Annotated in this window: 17 protein-coding genes; 6 read left to right on the top strand and 11 right to left on the bottom strand. The window is 67.1% G+C overall.

Going from position 1 to position 15,813, the window contains the following annotated elements; genetic code table 11:
* Positions 1-134: 134 nt before the first annotated feature.
* From LWE61_RS03300 to argH, 4 genes are all read right to left on the bottom strand, one after another.
* Entirely contained in the window at positions 135-1,076 is a 942-nt protein-coding gene (locus LWE61_RS03300) for a DMT family transporter (RefSeq protein WP_234148614.1), read from the bottom strand.
* A 199-nt stretch (positions 1,077-1,275) separates the two neighbouring features.
* Positions 1,276-2,562, bottom strand: a complete 1,287-nt coding sequence (lysA, locus tag LWE61_RS03305) for a diaminopimelate decarboxylase (protein ID WP_234148615.1) — start codon at positions 2,560-2,562, stop codon at positions 1,276-1,278.
* 18 nt (positions 2,563-2,580) lie between these two features.
* Positions 2,581-2,844: a hypothetical protein gene (locus tag LWE61_RS03310; protein ID WP_234148616.1), complete on the bottom strand. Its 264-nt coding sequence runs from the start codon at positions 2,842-2,844 to the stop codon at positions 2,581-2,583.
* Positions 2,841-4,217, bottom strand: a complete 1,377-nt coding sequence (gene argH / locus LWE61_RS03315) for an argininosuccinate lyase (RefSeq protein ID WP_234148617.1) — start codon at positions 4,215-4,217, stop codon at positions 2,841-2,843. The genes LWE61_RS03310 and argH overlap by 4 nt, the downstream gene beginning before the upstream one ends.
* A gap of 43 nt (positions 4,218-4,260) precedes the next feature.
* Here argH and LWE61_RS03320 point away from each other — a divergent pair, with 43 nt between their 5' ends.
* Entirely contained in the window at positions 4,261-4,899 is a 639-nt protein-coding gene (locus LWE61_RS03320; RefSeq protein WP_234148618.1) for a TlpA family protein disulfide reductase, read from the top strand.
* A 52-nt stretch (positions 4,900-4,951) separates the two neighbouring features.
* Here LWE61_RS03320 and LWE61_RS03325 read toward each other — a convergent pair whose 3' ends face one another.
* The gene (locus tag LWE61_RS03325) at positions 4,952-5,845 is read right to left on the bottom strand and encodes a tyrosine-protein phosphatase (RefSeq protein ID WP_234148619.1); all 894 of its coding nucleotides are present in this window, start codon (positions 5,843-5,845) and stop codon (positions 4,952-4,954) included.
* A gap of 122 nt (positions 5,846-5,967) precedes the next feature.
* Positions 5,968-7,080: a serine hydrolase domain-containing protein gene (locus LWE61_RS03330; RefSeq protein WP_234148620.1), complete on the bottom strand. Its 1,113-nt coding sequence runs from the start codon at positions 7,078-7,080 to the stop codon at positions 5,968-5,970.
* Positions 7,081-7,224: 144 nt separating this feature from the next.
* On the opposite strand from LWE61_RS03330, the gene LWE61_RS03335 reads away from it, so the two are divergent.
* The 4 genes from LWE61_RS03335 to LWE61_RS03350 all read left to right on the top strand — a co-directional run bounded on the left by LWE61_RS03335 (position 7,225) and on the right by LWE61_RS03350 (position 10,235).
* Positions 7,225-7,578: a hypothetical protein gene (locus LWE61_RS03335; RefSeq protein ID WP_234148621.1), complete on the top strand. Its 354-nt coding sequence runs from the start codon at positions 7,225-7,227 to the stop codon at positions 7,576-7,578.
* A 114-nt stretch (positions 7,579-7,692) separates the two neighbouring features.
* The gene (locus LWE61_RS03340; protein ID WP_234148622.1) at positions 7,693-8,496 is read left to right on the top strand and encodes a transglutaminase-like domain-containing protein; all 804 of its coding nucleotides are present in this window, start codon (positions 7,693-7,695) and stop codon (positions 8,494-8,496) included.
* 118 nt (positions 8,497-8,614) lie between these two features.
* Positions 8,615-9,862: a M23 family metallopeptidase gene (locus LWE61_RS03345; RefSeq protein WP_234148623.1), complete on the top strand. Its 1,248-nt coding sequence runs from the start codon at positions 8,615-8,617 to the stop codon at positions 9,860-9,862.
* Positions 9,801-10,235 carry a bactofilin family protein gene (locus tag LWE61_RS03350; protein WP_234148624.1) on the top strand — a complete coding sequence of 145 codons (435 nt, stop codon included), beginning with the start codon at positions 9,801-9,803 and terminating at the stop codon, positions 10,233-10,235. Before LWE61_RS03345 ends, LWE61_RS03350 begins: the two co-directional genes overlap by 62 nt.
* 191 nt (positions 10,236-10,426) lie before the next feature.
* Here the strand turns inward: LWE61_RS03350 and LWE61_RS03355 are convergent, their stop codons facing one another.
* The 3 genes from LWE61_RS03355 to LWE61_RS03365 form a co-directional block, all read right to left on the bottom strand.
* Positions 10,427-10,774, bottom strand: a complete 348-nt coding sequence (locus tag LWE61_RS03355; RefSeq protein WP_234148625.1) for a hypothetical protein — start codon at positions 10,772-10,774, stop codon at positions 10,427-10,429.
* A gap of 452 nt (positions 10,775-11,226) precedes the next feature.
* Complete coding sequence (locus tag LWE61_RS03360; protein WP_234148626.1) at positions 11,227-11,484, bottom strand: hypothetical protein; 258 nt, start codon at positions 11,482-11,484, stop codon at positions 11,227-11,229.
* A gap of 148 nt (positions 11,485-11,632) precedes the next feature.
* Positions 11,633-13,150: a fumarate hydratase gene (locus tag LWE61_RS03365; RefSeq protein WP_234148627.1), complete on the bottom strand. Its 1,518-nt coding sequence runs from the start codon at positions 13,148-13,150 to the stop codon at positions 11,633-11,635.
* Between the two features lie 144 nt (positions 13,151-13,294).
* Here LWE61_RS03365 and LWE61_RS03370 point away from each other — a divergent pair, with 144 nt between their 5' ends.
* A complete protein-coding gene (locus tag LWE61_RS03370; protein ID WP_234148628.1) occupies positions 13,295-13,549 on the top strand; it encodes a GlsB/YeaQ/YmgE family stress response membrane protein in 255 nt (84 codons plus the stop codon).
* Here the strand turns inward: LWE61_RS03370 and LWE61_RS03375 are convergent.
* Together LWE61_RS03375 and LWE61_RS03380 are read right to left on the bottom strand one after the other, a co-directional pair.
* On the bottom strand, positions 13,523-14,869 hold the full coding sequence (locus tag LWE61_RS03375) for a dicarboxylate/amino acid:cation symporter (RefSeq protein WP_407696186.1): 1,347 nt from the start codon (positions 14,867-14,869) through the stop codon (positions 13,523-13,525). The genes LWE61_RS03370 and LWE61_RS03375 overlap by 27 nt on opposite strands.
* 146 nt (positions 14,870-15,015) lie before the next feature.
* The gene (locus LWE61_RS03380; RefSeq protein WP_234148629.1) at positions 15,016-15,576 is read right to left on the bottom strand and encodes a hypothetical protein; all 561 of its coding nucleotides are present in this window, start codon (positions 15,574-15,576) and stop codon (positions 15,016-15,018) included.
* Between the last annotated feature and the right edge of the window lie 237 nt (positions 15,577-15,813).

Here is a 15,813-nt window from a genome sequence, read left to right on the forward strand (position 1 = left end):
GGTGTCCGATTGGCCGAAGCCCGGCTTGCCATTGTCCCCGATGTCCCCGAAATCCTTGGGCTATCGCGCGAATGGAGGGCGCGATGGACCCGAAATGTTCCCTTCTGGCACAATCGGCTTTTAGGGCGAATCCGTCAAGAGTCCCCGTGTTGGTTGATAGCCTGACCGCCGATCTCTTCATGCGGCGCCGCCGGGGTGCCACCCCGCGCCGTCCACAGGCAGGCGCCCATGATGAGCGCCGCGCCCGCCAGCGTCGCGGGCGTCACCGTCTCGCCGAACACCAGCCAGCCGAACAGCGCGGCCCATAGGAAGGCGCTATACTCCACCGGCAGCAGATATTGAGCTTCCGCCCGCGCATAGGCCCAGGCGACCAGCATGATGGAGACATTGGCGGAGCAGGTCGCGGCCAGCAGCGCGGGGAGATGCGCGGACGGCGGAAAGGCCGCGAACCACGGCGCGCCGGTCAGGAACAGCCCGCCCGCGACGATGTTGAAGAACAGCGCGATCTCCAGCGGCCCGGCGCGCTGCGCCAGCGGGCGGCTCAGCACCGTGCCGATCGCATAGAGCAGCGCGGCCAGCAGGATGGCGGCGGGCGCGCGCCAGTCCGTAATGACCGCGCCGCCGCCCGGCTGCCCCGCCAATATCACCAGCACGCCCGCAAAGGCGACGACCGACGCGCTCACCGCGCGGCTCCCGACCCGCTCCTTCAGGAACAGCGCCGCCAGGCCCAGCCCGATCAGCGGGGCGACGAAGGACAGGGCGATGCCCAGCGCCATCGGCACCCGCGCCAATGCCCAGAAGAACAGGACCAGCGAACAGCCCATCACCAGGCCCCGGCAGGCATGCAGGACCAGCACGGTTCGCGACGGCCAGCGCCCGCCCAGCAGCAGGAAGGCGGGCGTCAGCACGATCAGCGAGAACATCGTGCGCCACAGCATGGCGTTATACGCGCCCATCACCATGGAGAGATGCTTCATCACCGTGTCCATGATCGAGAAGATCGCGATGCCGAGACAGGCCGCGCCAAAGGGCAGCAGCGACGGCGGGAGAAGGCGGGCGGCAGGGCTGGCGGTCATGGCGGGCCTATCGGCGCTCGGCGTGGCCAAGTCCAGCGGCGGGTTGGGGCTGAGGCGGGGGACTGTGCCGCGCGACCCGATGCTGTGCGAAGGGCGCGCTCTTGCCCGTCATCCCGGATTGGGTCCGGGATGACGGGTTGTCTATCCTTTTGAAGGATGGGGTCTTGGAAGGATGGGAAGCGGAAGTTGCCAGCCCCGTTCAGTCCGCCAGAAAGTCCGGCACATGCTCCGCCGCGATGATCGTCTCCGGCTTGATCCGTTCGGCGACCACCGCGAACCTGTCGCCATCCACCATCACTTCCGGCACCAGCGCCCGGCTGTTGTACGTGCTGGCCATCGTCGCGCCATAGGCGCCCGCGGTGCGGAACACGGCCAGGTCGCCCGCCTTCACCGCGTCGATGTCGCGGCCCATGGCGAAGGTGTCGCCGCTCTCGCACACTGGCCCTGCGATATTGGCGATCATCCGCTCGCCGGTCGGCGCTACCGCCTCGAAATCATGCCAGGCGTCGTACATGGCGGGGCGGGCGAGGTCGTTCATCGCCGCGTCCACGATGATATAGGGGTTCACCGCGCCCGGTTTGACCCAGATCACCTCGGTCAGCAGCACGCCGGCATTGCCCACGATCACCCGGCCCGGCTCGAACATGAGCGTCACGGGAGGGTGACCGTCGGCACCATCCCGCCAACCCTTCGTCGCGCGCTCGACCATCTGGCCATAGGTCGCGGGGCTGGGCGGCACCTTGTCGCGCTCGTACGGCACGCCGAGGCCGCCGCCGAGGTCCACTCGGTCGATGACATGTCCGGCGGCGCGCAGTTCCGCGACTTTGTCCCCGACATGGCCATAAGCGGCCTCCATCGGGCCGAGGTCGAACAACTGGCTGCCGATGTGGCAGGCCAGACCGCGCAGCGACAATCCCGCTGTGCCGGACAATCGGTCGAAGATGCCGTTCGCCTCGCCGATGGCGACGCCGAACTTATTCTCCTTCTTGCCGGTCGAGATCTTGGCGTGGGTGCCCGCGTCCACGTCCGGGTTGACGCGCAGCGTGGCGGTGGCGGTCTTGCCCATCGACGCCGCGATCTGGCCCAGGACCGCGCCTTCCTCCTCCAGCTCCAGGTTGAACTGGCCCACGCCGACGCCCAGCGCATATTCCATCTCGGCGCGCGTCTTGCCGACGCCGGAGAAGACGATGTCCTCCGGCTTCATGCCCGCCGCAATGGCGCGCGCGACTTCGCCGCCGGACACCACGTCCGCGCCAAAGCCCTGCTTCGCCAGCACCTTCAGCACCGCGATATTGGGATTGGCCTTGATCGCGAACGCCACATGCACGCGCGGCAGGCCGGACAGGGCCTCGCGGAACACCTGCGCGTGTCGCTCCAGCGTGGCGCGGGAATAGACATAGACCGGCGTGCCGACCGCCTCCGCAATGCGGGTCAGCGGCACATCCTCCACATGGAGGACGCCATTCTTATACTGAAAATGATCCATCTTTAGTCCTGACGGCGCTTATTTCTGGCGGCCATTGTCCGGGCCGGGGGGAAGGTCGAACGGGTCTTCGGCCCGTTTTTCGGACCGGGTGAGGACATCCACGTTGCGGCTGGGTCGGCTCTGCGTGTTGGGCGCGATCAACTGGTCGGCGGTGGCCGGTTCGCTGGCGCCCGCCGCCACGGGCAGGGGCCGCATACCGGTCGTCCGTTTCAGCGGGGCCATGCGCCCGCACCCGCCGAGTCCGACGGCGACGATCATCAGCGTTGCGGCGGCCCGGTTCATGTCGTGGCTCCCAACAAAGCACGGGCGTCGGCGATCCGGGCGCGCACCTGGTCGGGCGCGGTGCCGCCATGGCTGCGGCGGCTGGCGACCGATGCGTCGATGGTCAGCACGCCATAAACACGCTCGTCGATCCGCGCGTCGATGGCCGTCAGCGTCCCGATGGGCAGGGCGGCGAGCGCCACGCCCGCATCCTCCGCCGCCTTGACCGCGCGGCCGGTGATGTGATGCGCCTCGCGGAACGGCACCTTGGCCTCCCGCACCAGCCAGTCGGCGAGGTCGGTTGCGGTGGCAAAGCCGCTTTCGGCCAGCGCGCGCATCCGGTCGGTGCGGAACGTCACCGTCTCCACCATGCCGGTCATCGCCGCGATGCACAGGCCCAGCAGGTCGTGCGCCTCGAACAAAGGCGGCTTGTCGTCCTGCATGTCCTTGGAATAGGCGAGCGGCAGGCCCTTCATCGTCACGCACAGCGACGTCATGCAGCCCATGATCCGGCCCGCATGGCCGCGCACCAGTTCGGCGGCGTCCGGGTTGCGCTTTTGCGGCATGATCGAGCTGCCGGTCGAATAGGCGTCGGGCAGCGACACGAAGCCAAAGGGCTGGCTGGCCCAGATGATGAACTCCTCCGCCAGCCGCGACAGGTGCAGCGACAACTGCGTCGCCGCCATCAGATAGTCGAGCGCGAAGTCGCGGTCGGACACGGAATCGAGGCTGTTGTCGGTCGGCCGGTCGAACCCCAGCGCGCTGGCCGTCGCATGACGATCGACCGGAAAGCCCGTGCCCGCCAGCGCCGCCGCGCCCAGCGGACACTCGTTCATCCGCACCCGCGCATCGGTAAAGCGGCTGCGATCGCGGCGCAGCATCTCATAATAGGCCATCAGGTGATGGCCCAGCGTCACCGGCTGCGCGCTCTGCAAATGGGTAAAGCCCGGCATGATGGTGTCTGCGAATGTCTCCGCCCGATTTACCAGCGCGCGCTGGAGACCGGCGAGACCCGTGTCCACCTCGTCCAGCGCATCGCGCACCCACAGGCGGAAATCGGTCGCCACCTGATCGTTGCGGCTGCGCGCGGTGTGCAGGCGACCGGCGGTCGCGCCGATCTTCTCCGCCAGCCGCGTTTCCGTGACCATGTGGATGTCTTCCAGCGCCAGGTCGACCGGTACGCCGTCCCGCTCATAATCCGCTGCGACCTGCCCCAGCCCGTCGATGATCGACACGGCGTCGGCGGCCTCGATGATGCCCGTCGCGCCCAGCATGGTGGCGTGCGCGACCGATCCTGCGATATCCTGCCGCCACATTCGCTTGTCGAAGGGGATGGAGGCATTTATCTCCCGCATCACGGCGGCCGGACCTTCCGCGAAACGGCCGCCCCACATGCTGTTGCTGGCCTCCGCCGGGGAGATTGTCTTGCGATCCGAAATGACCTTGCTCCTGCTTTGCGGGATGACGTTGATGACTGGCGGCTGCGATAGGCGATCCGGCGAAAACGGGCAAGGCGGCAGCAACGCCGCCGTCAATGCCGCGTCCGTGCCGTTGCCCGCCGATATCTCGTCCGGTGAAGTTCCGCCCGCGGGCGATGCGACGGCGGGGGGCGACAAGGGCGCCTTCACCGCAAAGCTCGACCGCAGCCATGCGGGCGCGGACCTGCCCGACCTGATCTTCACCGATCCGGCGGGCAAGGACGTGACCCTCGACAGTTTCCGGGGCCGGCCGGTGCTGGTCAACCTGTGGGCGACATGGTGTGGCCCGTGCGTGGCGGAAATGCCGATGCTCGACAGGCTGGCGGCGCAATATAAGGGCAAGGGGCTGGCCGTGCTGACCGTCTCGCAGGACACGGGAGAGGCGGGGGCGATCACCGCCTTCTTCGCCAGGAACAAGCTGCCTCATCTGGCCGCATGGCGCGACCCGGAAAATGGTCTGGGCTTCCATTATGCCACCGGCGTCCTGCCAACGACGGTGCTGTACGACCGCGAGGGGAAGGAAGTGGTGCGGGTCGTGGGCGCGAAGGACTGGTCCGACGCGGAAGGCCGGGAGCTGATCGAGGATCTGGTGGATTGAAGCGTTCGCGACGGCAGCGGGGCGATGGTCCTGCTGCCGTCGCGCGCGCACCTTACGCCTTCGTAAGGTACATCCCCCGCAATTGCGCGATGGCCGCCGCATCCAGCCCCAGCTTCTCCCGATAATAGGCGTTCGCCCCGCCCGGATAGGCGTCGATGGTGGCAAAAGCGGTCTCGATATAGCGGCGGTCGACGCCCATCAGCGCCTTCAGCACGTCCGGCGACAGGCCCTGCATCGCGGCGGCATGGGGGTCGCGCGAATCGAGCGCGGTGGCCGGTTTGAAATATTGGTTGGACAGGAGGTAATCCTGCACCGCCGTTTCCCGGTCCACGCCCAGCACCGACAGCAGGATCGCCGCCGCCACGCCGGTCCGGTCCTTGCCCGCCGAACAGTTGAACGCCAGCGGGGCGTGTCCCGCCAGCAGTTCCGCGAACAGGAGGCGATACTGGTCGGCAAAGGCGGTGGGAATGTCGCGATAGAGCTGCGCCATCACCGCGCGCGCCTCGTCCCCGGTCAGTCCCTTCTTGACCAGCGGCGCCATCAGCGACGCATTGGCCAGTTCATAATCACGGGCGAAGACGACCGGCTTGGACGCTTCGGGCCAGACGACCGGCGCGGATTTGCGCTCGCCCGATCCGCGAAAATCGACCACGGTCTTCAGGCCGATGGAGGCGAGATACTGGAAATCGGCGGGGGTCAGCCGGTTCATCGCGCCGGACCGATAGAGCATGCCCCATTTCACCCGATGCCCGTCGGCGGTGCGATAGCCGCCCAGGTCGCGGAAATTCTGTCCGCCCTCCAGCGGGACCAGCCGCTGCTCGCCAGCCTTCGCCGGGGCAGGCGGCACCTCCCGCGCCATCACGGCGGCTGCGGGCAGCGCGGTCGCGATCAGGGCCAATGCGGGCAGCAGGGCCAGTCGAACAGGGGTGGGCACAGGGGTCGTCATCGGGTCATCCTCTCCAGTCGGGGCGATGCGGATGCCGCCATGTCGATGGCTGGTCCGCGTCGTCTGCCTTCCTGTTAGGCGAAGATGCCCGCCGCCGTCAGCCCGTTTTCATCCGCATATTTTCAACCACCCGGAAATTTGCGGATGATGCGGGCCAGCCGCTCGCGCAACGCGGGCAGCTGCTCGTCGCTGGTGACGCCCAGCCGCACGATGGTCAGCCCCTGCGCGGGCGACACGATGACATATTGGCCGCGCAGGCCGTTGGCGGCGTAGAGGCTGCGTGGCGCATCGTCGACGAACATCACCCGCTCCGACCCCGGCCGGTTCAGCCAGAGGTGGCCGCCATAGCCCTCATGCACCGGCGTCGGCCGCGTCATGAACTGCACCCAGCGTTGCGACACGATCTGCCGCCCACGCGCCAGCCCGCCCCGGCGCAGCAGCTCGCCCAGCCTGCCATAATCGCGCGCCGTCATATGCATGATCGCCCCGCCGATCATCGTGCCGCGCGCATCATATTCGGGGATCAGGCTGTTGAGGCCCACCGGCACCATTAACCGTTCGCGGACGAACCGCTGCATCGCATCGCGCCGCGCCTTCGGGCTGTCCTCATTGGTCAGCAGGCGCGTCATCATGTCGGACAGGATCAGCGTGGTGGCGCTGCTATATTGCCATGTCTCTCCCGGCGTATGGGCCAGCGGCTTGCTCTCGGCATAGCGCGCCATGTCGCTCGCCCCGTCGCCCACCAGCATGCGCAGCGTGTCGGTGCGTTCCAGCGGCTCCTCTTTTTCATTGTGCGTCAGGCCGGACGTCATGGTCAGCATCTGGCGCAGGGTGATCGCCCCGCGTGGGTCCGCACCCCGTTGCCACGCCGGGACCGGCACCGGTTCGTCCAGGCTGAGTCGTCCGTCGGACACCATGATGCCGACCAGCACCGCCGTCACCGTCTTGGCCACCGACCAGCTCAGGAAACGGCTGTCGGCGGTGAAGCCGGGGGCGTAGCGTTCTGCCACCACCTTGCCATCGTGCAGGACGATGACGGCGCGAGTCTCGCCCGCCGCATCCTGCCCCTCGTCATCGAACAGCGATTCGACCGCCGGGCGCAGCGCATCCGTGCTGACGTCCGAATCGCCCGTATAGACGGCCGCCACCTCGCCCTCTCTGGACGATGGCGAACAACCGCAGGTGAGGGCGATCAGGGCCGCAAGGCCGAGGCGGGCGAAGGGAGGCAGGTGCATCGCGCGGCTTTTAGGGGCTGTGCCGCCCGGAGGAAAGCATGGTGATGGACCTGGCCCGTCCCGGCATCACCTCTCTTCCCTCGCGCCGGGACAGGCATTAGAGGCGGGCGGGCAGGGCGCTCCCGCTCGCCCGATGGGGATTTCATGAAACGGCGTTTCGACTGGCGGCTTCCCGTTCTGGCGGTGGTGGCGATCATCCTTCTGGCCTGCGTCTGGAACTGGTCCGCATGGCGCGACCGGGCGTGGATCGCCGCCGGATTCGGCGCGCGCATCGCCTGCTCCTGCCGCCATGTGGAAGGACGCCCGATCGAAAGCTGCCGGACGGACTTCGCCCGGCTGACCGGCATGGGGCTGGTCCATCTGTCCGACACCCCCGCCGATAGCGATGGGCCGGGTCGGGGCGCGGCAGGTCGGGGCGTGGACGCCAGCGTGCCCGTGCTCGCGCATCGCACCGCCCGTCTGGTGCCCGGCTTCGGCTGTGTGATGCAGGATCGCTGACCGGCCCCGGCTACGACTGATATTTCTGCAATCGCCACAGGCCGTGCAACACTGGCACATATGGCGTGTTACGGTCGCATACTCCCCACATCATAAATCCGAGAGACACTCCGCATGCGCTGCAAGATCGAAGTGCTGATGACCTATGACCTGCCCGGCCCGGCGGACATACTGCTGGCGGTGCAGGCGATCCCGATGGCGGACCAGCAACTGCTCAGCGACAATCTGCTGGTGACGGGTGCGGAGCCGATGAAGCCGGTGATCGACCCCATCGACGGCAGCAGCCGGACATGGTTCACCGGCAATGGCCGCGTCACCGTGGATTATGTGGCGGAGGTGCTGGTGGACCGCGCGCCCACCTCGCTGGCGGGCAAGCCGCTGGGCCGCCGCATCGACCTCCCGGCGGAGGCGGTGCCCTATCTCTTCCCCAGCCGCTATTGCGAATCGGACCGGCTGCCCCTGTTCGTCGGCGATACCTTTGGCGAATTGCAGGGCGGCGATCAGGTGGAGGCGATGGCGGACTGGATCTGCGAGCATCTGACCTACACGCCCGGCGCCAGCACGGCGGAGACGACGGCGATCGACACCTTTCTGTCCCGCCGGGGCGTGTGCCGCGACTATGCGCATCTGATGATCAGCTTCGCGCGCGCGGCGGGCATCCCGGCGCGGGCTGTATCCGTCTATGCCCCCGGTCTCGACCCGCAGGATTTCCATGCGGTGGTGGAGGTGTATCTCGACGGCGCATGGCATCTGGTCGATCCGGCTCGCATGGCGCCGGACCAGCATTTCGTCCGCATCGCCACCGGGCGCGACGCGACGGACATCAGCTTCATGAGCATTTTCGGCTCGGCCATGCTGGTGTCGCAACGGGTCAACGCTTTCGACATGGACGCCCTACCGGACAGCGCCGCCGCCTGAAATCCCTCCGAGTCGAGGGACGATTCCCCCGATCCTGTGACCAAAAAGTCACGGGAATATTCGATTCATCTCAGTAACGGTTCGACTCGTCCCGCGAATCCGCCAGCGGATTCGGATCATGCTGCCTGCTCTGGTAGCGCCCCGCCCGTGGGGTAATCATAACATCGGGTCGCCAGTGCTGAAAACCAATATGGGGACGGGGATCGTCCCGCGCCTGCTGGCGCTCGTCCCCGAACGCGAGATTTTCGTCCGTGCGGGCGGGACCGTCCGTTTCGTGCGGATCACGACGCGCATGCAGGTCATGGCGGCCGGGATCGTGGCGATGCTGCTCGGCGTCTGGCTCGTCCTGATGGGCCTGATGCTGTGGCGGCAGGCGTCGGTGGAGGCGCAGCAGGCCGCGATCCTCGCCACCCGCACCGCCGTCAGCAGCGAGGCCGCACGGGCCAGCGCCGACCGCCGATCCGTCGATAGTGTCGCGCGCGATCTGGAAAAGCGTCAGGATGCGCTCGACGCCCTGATGCAGACCCATTTCGGTGAGGATGTGGACCAGTCCCGCGTCGTCGGTGAAGCGGCCAGGGCTGCTTCCGGGAAGCCCGCCGCAGACCCCAAACCCCGGACGCTGGGCATGACCGGCCACAGCGGCGCGGGCCGCCTCGCGATCCTGCGCGAACGGCAGAGCGATTTCGCCGCCGCGCTCGGCGTCGCGGCCAAGGCGCGGCTGGCCAGAGTGGAGGCCGCGATCCGGCAGGTCGGCCTCAACCCCGCGCAGCTTGCCCGCTCCGGCAGCGGCGGTCCCTTCATCCCGGCGGCGGGCACGGTCGCGCTGGCCACGCTGGGCAAGGACCGGCAGCTTCGTTCGCTCTCCACCCTGCTCGACCGGCTCTCCGCGATGGAATCGGCGCTGACCGTCCTGCCATCGGGCAGCCCCACCGCGTCGCCGATGCTGACCAGCTCCTATGGCTATCGTCGCGATCCGTTCAACGGCCTCGCCGCCTTCCACAGCGGCATCGACTTTCCCGGCCGTTACGGCCAGCCGATCCTCGCCGCGTCGGAGGGGCGCGTCGCCTTCGTCGGCCAACGCAGCGGCTATGGCAATTGCATCGAGGTCGATCATGGCCATGGCATCCTGACCCGCTACGCCCATCTGGCGGGCTTCGTCGCCCGGCCCGGACAGGCGGTGGAGCGCGGACAGCCGATCGGCCGCATGGGTTCGACGGGCCGCTCGACCGGCACCCATCTCCATTTCGAAGTACGGATCAACGGCGCGGCGGTGAACCCCCGGCCTTTCCTGGAGGCACGACCCCATGTTCTCGAAGCCCGCGAAGACAGCCTCCCGTCCGGCCGTCGGCCCGGCAACCGGGGCTAACCGGATTCCCTTCTCGCTCATCGGCGCGGACGTCACCATCCAGGGCGATGTGGCGGCGTCGGTCGATCTGCATGTCGATGGCCGGGTGAACGGCAATATCGCCTGCGCCGCGCTGGTGCAGGGACCGGAAAGCCATATCCATGGCGCGATCACCGCCCGCAGCGCGCGCATCGCGGGCCATGTCGAGGGCAGCATCGCCGCCGACGAACTGATCGTGGAGGCCAGCGCCCGCATCACCGGCGACATTGTCTATCAGTCGATCAGCATCGCGCCCGGCGCCGAAGTCGCGGGCCAGTTCAGCCATCGTGGCGGAGAGGCGCATGCCGACCTGCGTCTGGTCAGCAATGAGGGCGCGACGGTCGGCCAAAGCTGAAGGATTTTGCTGACGGCGTTTCTCGCCGGATGGTGAAGAAAGGCGGGATACTCTCCCACTGATCCGCCGCCGGCCGTTCGGGCAAAGGGCATCCGACGGGGGCGTTCAACGGCGACCGCGCCCCATTCTTCCGGCGGCGCATTGTGTAGCGTCCGCCATCACCCCCTGCGCTGTGCGAAGCCGCTCCCGCTTCAGCGCCGGTCGCGCGGAACGCTGGCCCGATAGACATCGGCGATCTGGATGATCTGGTCCACGCTGCGCCCGCTCACCATTCGGGCGAACTGCGGCGTCATATTGCCGATCGAGCGGGCGTCGTTCTTGTCCGGCGAGACCAGCGCCAGCGTGGTGATCGCCTGCTCGAACGCGACTTGCCGCTTCCCCTCCAGTCCCGCCTTCAGCCGGCTGATGGATGACGCCACGTCGCGCGGCGTATCGCCCGCGATGCGCGGCGCGTCCGGCACCTCATCCGTGTGCATGCAGGCGCAGGCGACCAGCGCGAGGGCTGGAGTCGATGCCCGAAAAATCTTCCAGATCAACATGATGCCCGTAGACAGCAGCGCGGCTAAGGAAACGGCAACGGCCGGGGTTAATGTTGGTTACAGCATGGACTGGCGACCGGTTCGGCCCCTTGGCGTGACGGGGGCATGGCTGACCGGGCCGTTCGTCCCTCGGCTCCGGGACGTTGCAGGGGGATGCGAGCGGCCACCGCCGCCAGACCTTCGTTCGGTTACAGCATGGACAGGCGGCCATTCCAGAGCATGATCCATCGGCTTGCACCGCTCCATGCTCTTTTTTCCGTTTGGCTCCGCATTTCCGGGTCAGCGTATGACGCCATCCGCTTCGAAAAGCGCCCCGGCGCTCACGGTCCGGCGATGACGGATATGACCGTGTGAGATCGGGCCAGCTCTTCCGCTGCCGAGGTCATCGACCGGCACCGCCACCGTCACCCGATGCCCTATCCCCTACGCCGCGCGCACAACCCTACCGGCCCTCACGCCCCGTTCACCGTCCGCAACCCCTCGACCGGCCAGCGCGCCGCCCCGTCCGGCGCCTTGCCCCGGCCCATCGTCCAGTTGGATTGCATCCGCACCTGCGGATTGGGCGCGCACCAGATTTCGCCGGTCGCGTCGATCGCCGTCACCCAGATCAGATTATGCTCCGGGCCATAGTCAATCATGCCGATCGCCATGCCCTTTCCCTTGTCGAGGACGTCGAGCGGGATCGGGGGATTGAGCTGGGTGAAGGACATGGGGGCGTCTCCTTGCCCATGGAAACGTCCCTCTCGCGGCGGGGTTTCCCGCCTTGATCCAGTATAACGGGAAAATGGCGGCCCCCGTTTCCCGACGACCGCCACCCGATGCCCTATGCCCTATGCCCTATGCTGCCGTCGCGCCCGATCAGGCGAGCAGCTTTTCCTTCGCGATCCGCTCTTTCCATTCGGCAGGGGCGAGGGTGTGGACATTCTTGCCCTCGCTATCCACGGCCACGGTCACCGGCATGTCCTGCACATCGAACTCATAGATGGCTTCCATGCCCAGATCCTCGAAGCCGACGACCTTCGCGCCCTTGATCGCGCGGGCGACCAGATAGGCCGCGCCGCCGACCGCCATGAGGTAGGCGCTCTTATGCTTGGCGATGGCGGCGGTGGCGGCGACGCCGCGCTCCGCCTTGCCGACGCAGGACAGCAGGCCCTGCTCCAGCATCATGTCCATGAAGCTGTCCATGCGGGTCGCGGTGGTGGGGCCGGCGGGGCCGACCACCTCGTCACCCACCGGGTCGACAGGGCCGACATAATAGATCACCCGGCCCTTGAAATCGACGGGCAGCGTCTCGCCCTTGGCCAGCATGTCCTTGATCCGCTTGTGCGCGGCGTCGCGGCCGGTCAGCATCTTGCCGTTCAGCAGCAGGCGGTCGCCATGCTTCCAGCTCTGCACCACGTCGGGGGTCAGCGTGTCGAGGTCGACGCTGATCGCCGCCTTGTCCGGTTTCCAGTCGACCTTGGGCCACTCGTCCAGCTTGGGCGCTTCCAGATAGGCCGGGCCGCTGCCGTCGAGGGTGAAATGGGCGTGGCGGGTCGCCGCGCAATTGGGGATCATCGCCACCGGCTTGCCCGCCGCATGGCAGGGATAGTCGAAGATCTTGACGTCGAGGATGGTGGACAGGCCGCCCAGACCCTGCGCGCCCACGCCCAGCGCGTTGACCTTGTCGAAAATCTCGATCCGCATCGCCTCGATGTCGTTCTGCGGACCGCGCTCTTTAAGCTGCGCCATGTCGATCTGGCCCATCAGCGATTCCTTGGCCAGCATCACGGCCTTTTCCGCCGTGCCGCCGATGCCGATGCCCAACATGCCGGGCGGGCACCAGCCTGCGCCCATCTGCGGGATCATGTCCACGACCCAGTCGACGATATTGTCGGACGGGTTCATCATCTTGAACTTGGTCTTGTTCTCCGACCCGCCGCCCTTGGCCGCGACGTCCACATGCACATGATGGCCGGGCACCATGTCCACGGTCAGCACGCAGGGCGTATTGTCCTTGGTGTTGCGGCGGGTGAAGGCCGGGTCCGCGAGGACGGAGGCGCGCAGGCGGTTTTCGGGGTTGAGGTAGGCGCGGCGCACGCCCTCATCCACCACATCCTGCAACGACCGGCTGGTGTCGTCCAGGCGGCAGTCCATGCCCCATTTCAGGAAGACGTTGACGATGCCCGTGTCCTGGCAGATCGGGCGATGCCCCTCCGCGCACATGCGGCTGTTGGTCAGGATCTGCGCGATGGCGTCCTTGGCCGCGGGGGATTTCTCCGCCTCATAGGCGTCGCCCAGTGCGCGGATATAGTCCATCGGGTGATAATAGCTGATGTACTGGAGCGCATCGGCGACGCTATCGATCAGGTCTGCCGTCTTGATGATGGTGGTCATGGCTGTTTCCCTTGCCTTGGATCGCGCCGCGATAGGCGCTCCGGCTAATGGCAAAAGCTTGCCAAGTCCATATCATGCGGGGCCTTGCGCCGTGGCGGATGCGCCACATATCATTCCGGCGTTCTGGCAAAGGGGGAGTGAACGATGTTCTATATTCTGCGGCTCATCATCGTCGGCCTCTTTTTCGGATGGCTGGCCCGCTTCTTCTACCCCGGCACGGTGCCGATGGGCTGGATCGCGACCATCCTGCTGGGCCTTGGCGGGTCGTTCGCGGGCGGGCTGGTCGGCAAAGTCTTCAGCGCGCGGCGCGGTCGCCCGGTGGAGCCTGCGGGATGCCTCGGCTCCGTGCTGGGCGCGATGCTGCTGATCTTCCTAGGGCGCCTGTTCAACCTGATGTGAGGAGAGGGCGGTGGCGGAGGTGGCGCTGACCACCTGCGCCGCCACCAGATCGCCGATCACGTTGACGGTGGTGCGGCACATGTCGAGGAAGCGGTCGACGCCGAGGACGAGGCCGATACCCTCCGGCGGCACGCCCATGGAGCCAAGGATCAGCGCGATCACCGGCAGAGTCCCCGCCGGGACGCCCGCCGTGCCGATGCCGCCCAATATGCAGATCAGCATCACCACCACCTGCTGCCCCAGGTCCAGGTTCACGCCGAAAAACTGCGCGAGGAACAGGACGGTCACGCCCTCGAACATCGCCGATCCATTCTGGTTGGCGGTCGCGCCGATGGTCAGCACGAAGCGGGCGACCGTATCGGGCAGGTGCAACTTGTCGCGCGCGGCCACCAGAGACGTGGGCAGCGTGGCGTTGGAGGAGGCGGTGGCGAAGGCCATCACCATCGGCTCGCGCACCTCGCGGAAAAAGGCGACGGGGCTTTTGCGGCCCAGCGTGGCGAGGATCAGCGGAAAGACGCCGAACATCTGCAACCCCAGCGCCAGCAGCACGACCGCGACATAGCCGGAAAGCCGGATCAGCAAGTCCCATCCGAACTGCGCCGCCAGATTGAACATGAAGCAGAAGATGGCGAGGGGCGCGAGCCGGATGACGAGGCCGATCAGCTTCATCGCAATCTCGAACACGCCCTCGATGGCGGCCTTCAGCGGGGCGGTCTTCTCCTCCGGCGTGAACAGGAAGCCGATGCCGAAGAGCAGGGCGAAGAACATGACGGCCAGCACGTCATTCTCGCTCATCGCGCGGATGAAGTTGGACGGGACGATGGCGATGAACTGCTCCATGCCCGTCTTCGCTTCCCCGGCGGAGGCGGTGATCGCCTTGGCGCTGTCGCCGGACTGGGCCAGCATCTGCGCCGCGACCTCGCGGCTGACGCCCGCGCCCGGCTGGATCAGGTTGACGAGGGCGAGGCTGATGACAACCGCGATGGTGGAGACGGCGATGGTGTAGATCAGCGTGCGGACGCCCACGGACTTCAGCGTCCCGATCTCCCGCATGTCCGCCACGCCGACGATCAGCGCGGACACGAGCAGCGGGATGACCAGCATGAACAGCAGGCGCAGGAAAATCTGGCCGATGGGGCTGGTGACATGGCTGATGACCCATCCGACCCATGCGGCGTCATGCGCGCTGCTATAGACGATCAGGCCGAGGATCAGGCCGCCCAGAAAGCCGCCCAGCATCCACCATTGCAGGGTCGAACCCTGTTCCCCGCCAGTGGCGTCCCCGTCTGCCGCTTTCCCGCCTGTGGCCGATACCGTCATTGATGCTGCGCTCCCGATACAGGCTCGATACAGGCCCAATACAGGATGGCAGCATGGCATGGAAACGGGGGCGACGCCTATGCAAAAGGTCCGGGCGGTAAAGCCCGGACCTCTTTCATGGCGTATAGGGGGGAGGGAACGAAGCGTCAGCGACCGTTCGTCGCGCCGCCCGATCCCGCCGCGCCGACATTGGCGCCATTGGGGGTAACCGACGCGCCTGCGCCGACATTCGCGCCGCCGGCCGCGCCGCTGGCGTTGGAGCCGCCCGCCGCGCCCGATGCGCCAACCGAACTGCCGCCGGGCGTGATCGCACCGACCGCCCCGGCGTTTCCGCCCACGCTGCCGGTGGTCGCGCCGGATGCGGCACCGGTCGCGCTATCGGTGGTGGAACGGGCGGTGTCCGCCGCCTTGTCCGCGGCGTTGCGGCCCGCCCGCTTGGCCTTGCGCGTGGTGTCGCGCGCGGTGCCTGCGCCCTGCGTGACGGCAGCGCCAGCATGGTCGCTGGTCTGGCCCACGGTCGATCCGACGACATCCACGGTGGAGCCGGTCGGTGCGGTAACGGAACCGCCCACCGTGCTGCCAACCTGTCCGCCGGCGCTACCCACCGTCGATCCAACGGTGCCGCCCACCGCACCGCCGATCTGGGCCTGCGCGGCGAAGGGAAGAACGAGTGCCGACAAGGCGGCAATAATGGGGAACCTCTTCATATCCAATCCTCACGAATTTTCTGTGCTTGTCTAAAGCGTGCCTAATAAGCCGCTGGACGGTGCAAAGGTTCCGGTCGATCCGGTCATAGGGATGAAGCGTCTGATACTATTGATCTATATCAGGATAGTGCGCGCCGGTTCGCATCATCTGTGGATCGGATGGAATACACAAAGAAGAGAAGAGGGAAAGCATGGCCCGGTTAAGGTGGAACGGGCCATGCTCCGGTCCCGTCGCGC

It is taken from the genome of Sphingobium sufflavum, from assembly GCF_021403115.1.
GTDB lineage: Bacteria > Pseudomonadota > Alphaproteobacteria > Sphingomonadales > Sphingomonadaceae > Sphingobium > Sphingobium sufflavum.